Consider the following 8994-nt stretch of genomic DNA (forward strand, 5'->3'; position numbering starts at 1 on the left):
GGAACCACATTCCCTTCTGCATCGGCGTCAGTGCATAAATGTTCTCGATGTCCCCGAGATCCCTCGTCTGCTCCGCAATACGCTCCAGACCCTCAATACCAAGCCCGTTAACCAATACGTCACTAGGTGTCAATTCTGGCTTGTCTTTCGATGCGCAGTGAGCAACGATCTCCTGCAAACTTCCCTTCAGCAATCCTGCAAGCCGGTCAATCGTATCGCGGCGGTATTGCTTGCTGCTGTAGCTCACTTCCAATGCAAGAACCCCAGCCGATATCATCCCGTTAAAATCAAGCGTGGTGTTACGAGCCTGACGAACGCTTATCTCTGCGCCGCCCGAATATGGAGAGACTTCCATCTCATTGTTCTGCAAATCCTGATCGAATTGTCCCAAATAGTTGAAGCTGATTTCTGGCTGAGCTGATGCTTCTGATCGTGATACATTTTCCGTACCAGACATACCTGAGTCCGATAAATATCGATGAATGCCATAACCGATGCCTTTATTCGGAATACGTCGCAAATTTTCCTTCATTCGTTTGATTCGATAGGACAAACTCTTGTTCGGATCGCTCTCGAGCAGGAATGGATATTCACTCGTGAACCACCCCACAGTGCGCGAAATATCAAGCTCCGGCATGATATTTTCGCGGCCGTGTCCTTCAAGTGTAACTAAGGCTTTCTCATGTCCACACCATTGCTGTATAGCCATGCCGAGCGCCGCGAGCAGAATGTCGTTCATGTCTGTGTTATAAGCCCGGTGAACATGCTTCAGCAGCATATCCGTCTCCTCCCGGCTCCATTCTACTACGACCGACTCGCTATCCTGCTGCAAGGATGTCTCCGCTTCGAAATCCTTCGGCAAAGGCAAAATACTCGTTGCATTCGCTTCTGCCTGTTCCCAGAAGACTTGTTCCTCTATCATGGCTTCGCTTCGTGCATATGACGCGAGCTGATTCGCCCATGTGCGGAAGCTGTCCGTCTTGGCAGGCAGCCGAACAGGCTCTCCCTTCAACGCTTGTTCATATCCAGTAGCGATATCCTCCAGCAAGATGCGCCAGGACACACCGTCAACAACGCCATGGTGCATGACAAGCAGAAGATGATCCCCCTCATCGGTACGGAACAATCCGGCTCTTGCCAACGGCCCATCGTGCAGGTCGAAGCTGCGCTGAATCTCCGTGGCCTTGGCTTCAATGATCTGCCGTACATTCTGCTCATGATCACCTGATGCTGAGCCAGTAAGGTTCAGAACTTCCAGATGGAACAATTCTCCCTCTTCGATTGCGCGATTCCAAGCTGTATAATCACCTTGATCATTCCGTCGGAATACGATGCGCAGCGCATCGTGATGTTCCGTTACTGCCTGAAGTACATTGCGGATTGCCGCTTCGTTAAAGCCTTCTCTCCGGTACAGCATGATCGACTGGTTATAGTGATGCGCATCGGCAAACTGCTGTTCAAAAAACCATCCAAGAATCGGCGTAAGCGGCACATCACCTGATACTTCGCCCTGATCTGCAACCTTGCTTGCCCTCTGCAAGTGGGACCCCAGTTGGGCAATCGTTGGATACTTGAACAGATCCCGAATTTCAAGCTTATAGCCTGCTTGCTGCAATCGGGAAGCAACTTGGATAGACTTGATGGAGTCGCCTCCAAGCTCAAAGAAATGATCCAGCACACCGACTCGTTCAATACCAAGGACGGTTTGCCATACATTCGCCAGCGCTAACTCCTCTTCCGTGCGTGGCGCCACGTATTCAATCCCCGTGTGCGCACCCGCTTCCGGGGCAGGCAGCGCCTTGCGATCGACTTTCCCGTTCGGTGTGAGCGGCAGGCGATCCAGTTGAACGAAATAGGATGGAATCATATATGCGGGCAATTCATCGGCCAATGCGCTTCTCAGTTCACTCACCGTCAGCTTGCGATCCGCAACGAAATAAGCGCATAATGCTTTTGTCCCGTTCGGATCCTGACGCGCCACGACGACACTCTCCCGAACAGTCTCCACCTTAAGAAGCTTGGACTCGACTTCGCCGATCTCAATGCGGTAACCGCGTATTTTCACCTGATGGTCGATACGGCCTAAATATTCGATGTTGCCATCCGGCATCCAACGAGCCAGATCCCCTGTGCGGTACATTCGGTGATCCTGCAGGAATGGATCTGCGACGAATTTCTCGCTCGTCATCTCTGGACGATTCCAATACCCACGACCGACGCATGGGCCACCGATATAGAGCTCCCCGATGACACCAACCGGAAGCAAGGAACGCTGTCCGTCCATAATGTACATCGTTACACCCGGCAATGGTTTTCCAATCGGCAGCGCTCTTGGAACAGTTGGAGTCGTTGGTTCATAATAGCTGGCATCGATGCATGTCTCAGTCACGCCATAGCTATTAATGATGCGGAACTGCGAACCGAATCGATCCAGCATCTTCTGAAACTCATCCGGCGGGCAATAGTCCGATCCAACGGCGACAAGCTTCAAGCTGCTGATATCCAGCTTGTTCTCATACACATATTCCATAAGCGGAATGACGATAGATGGCGTGCAGTCGAACATATGAAGACGATGCTTCCGGATCAATTCGTAGATTGCAGCCGGATTCGCACGTGCATGCTCAGGGCAAAGAACCAGTTCCCCGCCATGCAGCAGCGCACGAATCAAATCACCTGAAAATACGTCGAATGAGAAGCTCGCCCATTGCATCCAGCGAATGCTTTCTTCCCGCAGACGATATTCACGTTCCCAAGCCTTCGCCATAACTGTCAGTTGTCTGTGCTCAATCATGGCACCCTTCGGCTGTCCGGTCGTGCCCGATGTATAAATGACGTAAGCCAGGTGTTGTGGTTCAGTGATGGACACAAGATTGGCAGCATCCTCAGCATAGGATGACTCATCATCAAGCAGAACCCATGTACCGTCAAACGATGAGAGAGACTGTAAATGGCTCTGCGTCACCAATACGTTTGCCTTGGAATCCTCCAGCATGTAACGGATACGTTCTTCCGGATATTTCGGATCAATTGGAACGTAAGCGCCGCCTGCCTTCAAGATCGCCATAATGCCCACGATCATGTCCAGCGAACGGTCTGCCAAGATGCCGACGAGCTGCTCCGGCTGCACGCCGTGTTGACGAAGCGTACGTGCCAGACGGTTCGCCCTCTCGTTCAACTCCCGATACGACAGTTGTTCATTCTCATGCACGACCGCAGTTCGTTCCGGTGTAAGAGCGGCCTGCTCCTCAAAGAGTTGATGAACCGTGTGCTTCTGCTCCATTTCTGACGGATCATGATTGAACTTGAATCGAATTTGCTCTTGCTCACCCGGCGTCAACATCCCGAGCACGGAGATTTGCGCCTCAGGCGACTGTGCAATTGAATGAAGCAGCTGTCGATAATGATCCGCCATTCTTACGATTGTGTCTTGTCTGTATAAGGACGAAGCATACTCCAAGCTGCAAGCGAGCCCTTCCGCTCCTTCCGCAACGTCCAAGCTGAGATCGAACTTGGATATTTGGTGTTCGAAGCCATACGGCTTCAATTGGAGTCCTGGAAGTTCAAAATCCTTGTTCTCCATATTTTGTAGGGAGAACATCGTATCGAACAGCGGGTTGCGGCTCATGTCTCTTGTAACATGAAGCTTCTCAACAAGCTCTTCGAATGGGTACTCCTGATGTTCAAATGCAGCTAACGCCTGCTCCTTCACTTGTTCCAAATAAGCACGGAACGTCGATTCTCCAGCCGGATAATTGCGAATTGCGAGCGTATTGACGAACATACCGATAAGCGGCTGCAAATCGTCGTGCATTCTCCCTGCGTTCGTCGTGCCGACGACAATATCTTCCTGACCCGTGTACTTATGCAGCAGCACCGTGTAAGCTGCGAGCAGAACCATGTATAACGTCGTTCCGCTATCCGCTGCGAGGCGTTGCAATGCCGTACTTATATCCGAATCGACCGTAAATTCATAAGTCTCCCCTTCGTAGCTCTGAATGGCTGGACGCGCGTAATCCGTTGGAAGCTCAAGTACAGGCAGTTCTCCGCCAAATGTTTGCAGCCAATAGGCCTCCTGCTGCTTCGAGCGCTTCTGCTGTGCTTCCGACTGCTGCCAAGCGGCAAAGTCTTTATATTGAATGCGCAGCGGTGGCAGCTCCTCACCGCCGTACAACCGAGCGAATTCCTCTACTACGACTCCCATAGATGCACCGTCAGAAATGATATGGTGCATGTCATAGAGGAGCACATGACGATCCGGTTTCATTTCAATTAAGCCAACTCTCAGCAACGGCGGAGTCATCAAGTCGAACGCTCGGATAAATTCGCGGGCTTTCTGCACCGCTTCCTCCTCGCTTGCCTGCATATATTCAATGGCAAAGCTTACATCCTGATACACCTTCTGCACCGGTTCTCCGTCCATCAGCTCGAATCCGGTACGCAGTGTCTCATGTCGTGCAATCAGCTTGCGGAATGAGGCTTCGAGGCGTTCTCTATCCAGCAGTCCCTCCAGCAGCATGGCACCCGGCATATTGTAACTCTGTTCCGCACCTTCGAGCTGCTGCAGGACATACAGCCTCTTTTGCGCTGAAGATACCGAATAATACTCGCTTTCCTTCACCCGTTCAATCGCGCTGAACTCCTGCTGCTCCATCCCATCCATAAGCAAAGCCAATTCTTCGATCGTCGGATTGCGGAACAAATCCCGAAGCGGCACATTGACGTTCAACTCCTTGTGAAGCTTGCTTGCCAATGTAGCTGCCCGCAGCGAGTGTCCGCCAAGGGCGAAGAAATTATCCTTGATGCCGACCCTTTCCACACCAAGCGACTCCTGCCAGATTTGCGCAAGTCGTTCTTCAAGTGGAGTACGAGGGGCAATATACTCCGTGCCAATAGCCATGTTAGCTTGGGGATCGGGCAATGACTTGCGATCCAGCTTGCCGCTTGGCGTAAGTGGCAGCTGTTCCATTTGCACAAAGTGAGAAGGAATCATGTAATCCGGCAGATTGGAAGACAACGCCTCCCTTAATTCCGTCACAGTAAGCTCAGCGTCAGCTACCATGTACGCACACAGCATATGTTGGCCATTACCGTCCGGCCTAGCATCCACGATGACCTCTCGCACACCCGCTACCTTCTTCAAGCTCGACTCGATTTCGCCCAGCTCGATACGGAATCCACGGATTTTGACTTGGTGATCAATCCGTCCCAAATATTCAATTGTGCCGTTCGGCAGCCATCTGGCGGAATCACCAGTATGGTAAATGCGTTCACCTGGCACAAATGGATGAGCCGCAAATTTCTCTTCCGTTAATTCCGGACGGTTCAAGTAACCTCTCGCCAGTCCCTCACCGGCTATGCATAATTCTCCCGGCACATGTAACGGCTGCAACTCTCCAGAAGTATTCAAAATCAGCACACTCGCATTAGAGATCGGTGTACCAATGGTGATGGGTTGATCCTTCTCGAGGCCGATTGCGCAGGTCGCCACGACGCTGTTCTCTGTCGGGCCATATTCATTAAACAGCTTTACATCAGGAAGCTGCTCCTTGCTTCTAGCTACTAATGCACTGCTTACACTCTCGCCAGCCAATGTCACTGTACGCAGCGTAGACACAGATTCGGCCTGCATCACATTGAGCAGCGCTCCGTATAGATTTGGTACGCAAATGAAGTGCGTGATTCCCGATTGGCTGATAGCGCCATGCAAGGCGAGCGGATCCTTCGCGTCCTCTTCCTTAAGTAAAAATAAACCTGCGCCGGACAATAATGAGCAGAACGCGCTCATGACGAAGCCGTCAAAGGAAAATGAAAACAATTGCAAAACCCGGTCGGAGGAAGAAAGCCCGTATGTCCGAATTCTCCACAACAGCGCATTGACTGCGCTTCTATGTTCAATCATGACCCCTTTCGGATTGCCTGTCGTGCCCGAAGTATAGATGACATATGCCAAGTTGCTTGAATCGGACACAGAGGAAAGTTCCGTCTCGTCGTCATGATAATTATGTTCGCTATTCATATCCACGATCGTGCCTTCATAGGTGACACACTCGCGAAGATGGTCTTGAAGCAGTAGCGTCTGCGCTCCCGAATCCTCGAGCATATAACGAATGCGCTCCTGCGGATATTCAGGGTCGATCGGAACATAGGCCCCGCCAGCCTTCATGATGGCTAGCAAGCCTACAATCATTTCGAGCGACCGTTCGGCCATGATGCCAACGAGCTGATCGGATCGAACGCCAGCGTTCTGTAACGTACGCGCCAGCCTGTTCGCCCTTCCATTTAGCTCGGCATATGTTAACTGTTGCTGCCCATAAACTGCCGCAACAGCATCCGGCGTGCGACGTGCTTGTTCCGTGAAGAGTTCATGAATTGTTCGGTCACGTGGATACTCTGCAGCCGTCGTATTAAATCCGTGCAGGAGCAGCGATGTTTCCTCATCCGATAGTAAGCGAAGATCCCCCAAATTCGTATTTGGCTCAAGCAATACGATGCTCAGCACGCGCTGCAAATGCTCAATGATTTGCGATATAAATACCGAGTCATAGACACGTTCGTTATATACAACGCTCAAAAGGAGGTTCTCAGCTTCGAACTCAAATTGGAACAATACATCTGCAACAACCGTTGGAATAAAGTTAACGGTATGTATATTCTTCAGAGCTGCCATCGTATTGATGACAGGCAAGCCATTCTTTTCTTGTACATTCATCTGCTCAGTTATGAGCCGGAAGGGGATATGCTGATGTCGAATCGCTTCTGTAAAGGATTGTTTCAGTGAAGTAAGCAAGGATTTGAACGTGAGCTCTTCATTGACATTCTCCTTCAATAGGACGACTTGATTGATGGGTAGTCTCTTCTCCCCTGCTTTTCGCACGATAGGCATGCCGATGACGATGCGATTCTCGCTCGTGTATTTGTGCAGCAAGCATTGGATGCCACCTAGTAAAATCATGAAGGCTGCTTGATGCGAGCCCTTAGACATGCGAATAATTCGTTCCGAAATTTCAGCAGGCATTGTAACAGAAACGGAATAATGTCGTGCCGCTTCACTGCTTGGAGTGCTCGTGTAGGGCAAAGTCGTAGGCGTATCTTCAGTATCGAGTTTCGCTTTCCAAAATTCGATTTCTTTATCAAAAGCCATTCTGATCATCTCCCCTCTCAAATCAAGTAAAGCCCCTAGAGGACGGCATCCGTCCATCCGGGTACGTGCCTGTCAACCCATTGCACGCAGCCCGAATGAACGAAATCCAATCCTAGTGTCATGAATGACGCGTTAACAACCGAACAACAGTGTCAAATGCAGCGATTTAGAATGCAAAGTCAATTTCTTCTTCCATTTCTTCCTCTTGATTAGCACTGCCGCTCAGTTGAATATCCTCCAAGCGGATGTCAGGCTGCTCGCAAGCTTGAGAAAGAATTTCTAAGAAGTCTTCTGCGAAATTCGCAATCATGTTGGCGGAAAACAGCTTCGTGCAATATTCAAACTGCCCGCTCAGCATGCCGTCTTCGATAGCCATTTCCAAGGTTAAATCGAATTTCGCAACCGTATGTGATGGAATTAGAGGCTCGAAGGCCAATTCTCCCAGGTTGATCGTACGCGCTTTTGCGTTCTGCAGCACGAACATTGTGTCGAATACCGGATTACGGCCTGGAACCCAAGCATCCTCTAACTGCTCCACCAGCTTATCGAACGGATAATCCTGATGCTCGAAGGCGCTCAGCGTCGATTCCTTCACTTCCTCTAAATAACTGCGGAACGTCTTGTCATCATTTGGGTAATTGCGAATCGCAAGCGAATTGACGAACATCCCGATTAGCGGTTCTACATCTACATGGGTTCTGCCCGCAATTGGGGTACCCACAACCAGGTCATTTTGTCCTGAATATTTATGAAGCAAGGTCGTATAAGCTGCCAGCAGCACCATATATACTGTTGCTCCCGATTGGGATGCCAAGCGCTGCAGCTTCTCGTTCAACTGCCCATCAATCGCAAAGTGCAGCTTATCTCCTTCATAGCTGCGATGTTCGCCTCTTGCAAATTCGGTCGGCAGCTCCAGTAACGGAAGTTCATTGCCCAATGTCCGCAGCCAGTATTCTTCATGTTCCTTCATCTGCTCGCTGCTTGCTTCTGCTTGCTGCCACAGCACATAATCTTTGTACTGGATTTCAAGTGGAGGAAGTTCCTCCCCGTTGTACAAGCGAGCAAGCTCATCAACCAATATGTCCATAGAGATCCCGTCCGAAATGATGTGATGCATATCGAACAGCAATAGATGTTGTTCTTCTTGCTCAAGTTGGACAAGTCCGACTCTCAGTAGTGGAGGCTGCTCCAGATCAAAGTCGCGGACAAACTGCTCGGTAACCTGATCGATATCCTTCTCTCTCGCAGTCGAATACTCTAACGCGAAATCAACGTGCTGGTGTACGCGCTGTACAGGCTCACCATCAACCATTTCGAAGCTTGTGCGCAGTGTGTCATGGCGTGCAATCAATTGCAGAAGCGCCGCTTCCAGTCGATTTCGATCGATGTGTCCACTGACGGACATCGCCCCCGGCATGTTGTAGCTCTGCTGCGCTCCTTCAGCCTGGTGCAGAATGTATAACCGCTTTTGGGCTGAAGCCAATGGATAATGCTCGGCCATTGGCGCGATAGGAATCGCTCGGTGCTCCTGCTTCTCCAACTCGCCGATCGCCTGCGCCATCGCTTCCAGCGTCGAATAGTGGAAAATATCCCGTAGCGGAAGAGCAACGTGCATTTCCTTGCTTACCTTGCTTGCCAACGCAGTTGCGCGCAAGGAGTGCCCTCCCAATTCGAAGAAGTCGTCCTTCACTCCGATTTGATCGAGAACGAGTACTTCCTGCCATATGCGAACGAGCTTCACTTCCAATGCTGTTCGTGGTGCATCGTGATCAGTTCCCGTCCGAATCACGTCCTTCGGAGCAGGGAGCGCTTTACGATCAAGCTTGCCGTTCGGCGCCAGCGGCATCTGC

Annotated in this window: 2 protein-coding genes; both read right to left on the reverse strand. The window is 50.7% G+C overall.

Annotated features, from left to right (window positions below):
* On the reverse strand, nucleotides 1-7144 hold a 7144-nt coding region (locus BBG47_RS26400), incomplete at its 3' end, for a non-ribosomal peptide synthetase (protein WP_175400649.1).
* 166 nt (nucleotides 7145-7310) lie between these two features.
* Nucleotides 7311-8994 (reverse strand): condensation domain-containing protein (locus tag BBG47_RS26405; protein ID WP_254659935.1); only part of this gene is annotated, 1684 nt, incomplete at its 5' end.

The sequence above is a fragment of the Paenibacillus sp. KS1 genome (assembly GCF_001680695.1).
GTDB lineage: Bacteria > Bacillota > Bacilli > Paenibacillales > Paenibacillaceae > Paenibacillus_B > Paenibacillus_B suaedae.